The following is a 1590-nucleotide window of genomic DNA, read 5'->3' as shown; positions in this document are numbered from 1 at the left end:
GATCAGCACTGCGTATCTCGGCTTTGCCGGCGGCGATGCCGGCATCGCCCTGCGTTGCGCGATCGCCGACGCTCTGTCCGACCTGATGGAGGCCGAGCGGCGCACCCGTGAGCGCAGCCGCCTGATCTCCCGCGGGTACATCCGGACCGCCCCCGATCCGGAGGGCGCGCCGACAAGCTGAACAGTTGCTGCAGGGCGGCTTCAGCTTCGGTGCAGCGCGGGTTTGGCACTGTCTCTCTCGTGATCCGGGACGCCGCAGGCGGTCCCCGGTTTTCTGGAGACAGGTCATGACACGCATCGCTCTGCTCTCGGCCGCCGCGCTGATCGGCGCGGGCTCCCTGGCCTCCACGACCGCCGAAGCCCGCGGCGGCGGTGCCATCGCGGCGGGCATCATCGGCGGCCTCGCGGCCGGCGCGCTGATCGGCGCCGCAACCCAGGCCCATGCGGCGCCCGGTTACGGCTATGGCTATGCCGATTACGGCTACGCCCCCGCCCCGGTGGCGGTACGGCCGGCCCCGGTCTACCGCGTCTACGAGGAGGATGCGCCGGTCTACGCTACACGCCGGACCGTGACGTACGAGCGGGTTCCTGTCGGCTACGGCCCCGCCCGCCACTGGCACGGTGACTGGCGCGGCGACTGGGATGGCGGCTACGGTTATCGCGGCTGGTGAGTTTTAGTGAGGCCAGGGGCGCTCCGGGTGCCGTGACGGCGCCCGGGCGCGTGGCTTAAGACGGCGGCGGCATCGGGCCGATTCGGCCTCCGACACTCAACCGACGCTTCCATGCTGGTCCACGAAGGCGAGACGCGCAGCCCGGCGGCCGACAGGGCGCTCGCCCTGTCGCTCGCGGGGGTGGCCGGCGCGCTGAACACCGCCGGGTTCTACGCGGTCGGCCTCTACGCCTCGAACATGACCGGGAACGTCTCGGCGATCTCCGACCGCACAGGCACGGGCGATCTCGTCCTCGCCGCGCAGGCCTGCCTGATCGTGGTCCTGTTCGTGCTCGGGGCAACGACCTCGACCTTGATGATCCGGCGCCGCCGCCGGAAGGCCGGTCCCGGCGCATATGCCTACAGCGTCTGCGCGGAGGCGCTCCTCCTCGTCGCCGTGGGCCTGCTCGTCCTGCCGCTTGCCGAGCCGGTCCGGAGCCACACCCTTGTCCTCGGCCTGAGCTTCATCCTGGGCCTGCAGAATGCGGCGGTGACCAAGATCTCCGAGGCGCGGGTGCGGACCACGCACGTGACCGGCATGATCACCGATATCGGGATCGAGCTCGCGCGTTGGCTGGACCGCGACGCATCCGCGTCCGATCGGCTGAAACCGCATGATCCGGTGCGGCTGCGGCTGTATCTGTTGACCGTCGGCGCCTTCCTAGGCGGCGGCTTGGTGGGTGTGGTCGCGTATCGGCTCGTCGGCGTGGCGCTGCTGTTCGCGGCGGCCGCGGTCCTGGCCTGCCTCGCCCTGCCCGCCCTCAGGCGCTGATATCGAGAAGCTGGCCCATCATGCGGTCGGCGGTGCGCGCGACCGCGGCATTGAGCGCGAAGGCCGATTTTGGACCCGACCAGATCCGCGGCGGGCCTCGTGAGATCCA

General features: G+C 70.9%; 3 protein-coding genes. All 3 read left to right on the top strand.

Annotated elements, in window-relative coordinates:
* Window position 1: 1 nt before the first annotated feature.
* The 3 genes from I53_RS25525 (at window position 2) to I53_RS25515 (ending at window position 1481) form a co-directional block, all read left to right on the top strand.
* Window positions 2-181, top strand: coding sequence for a hypothetical protein (locus I53_RS25525; RefSeq protein ID WP_251982455.1), 180 nt, complete (start codon window positions 2-4; stop codon window positions 179-181).
* 106 nt (window positions 182-287) lie between these two features.
* Window positions 288-671 carry a hypothetical protein gene (locus I53_RS25520; RefSeq protein WP_042723322.1) on the top strand — a complete coding sequence of 128 codons (384 nt, stop codon included), beginning with the start codon at window positions 288-290 and terminating at the stop codon, window positions 669-671.
* 111 nt (window positions 672-782) lie between these two features.
* Window positions 783-1481, top strand: a complete 699-nt coding sequence (locus I53_RS25515) for a YoaK family protein (protein ID WP_043356071.1) — start codon at window positions 783-785, stop codon at window positions 1479-1481.
* The last annotated feature ends 109 nt before the right edge of the window (window positions 1482-1590 follow it).

The sequence above is a fragment of the Methylobacterium sp. B1 genome, from assembly GCF_000333255.1.
Classification (GTDB): domain Bacteria; phylum Pseudomonadota; class Alphaproteobacteria; order Rhizobiales; family Beijerinckiaceae; genus Methylobacterium; species Methylobacterium fujisawaense.
The sequence above is the reverse complement of the archived record's forward strand: the minus strand, read 5'-3'. Positions and strand labels throughout refer to the sequence as shown.

Bases quoted from the DNA above. Each gene is read 5' to 3' on its own strand.
- I53_RS25520 (WP_042723322.1), top strand. From the start codon at position 288: ATGACACGCATCGCTCTGCTCTCGGCCGCCGCGCTGATCGGCGCGGGC.
- I53_RS25515 (WP_043356071.1), top strand. From the start codon at position 783: ATGCTGGTCCACGAAGGCGAGACGCGCAGCCCGGCGGCCGACAGGGCG.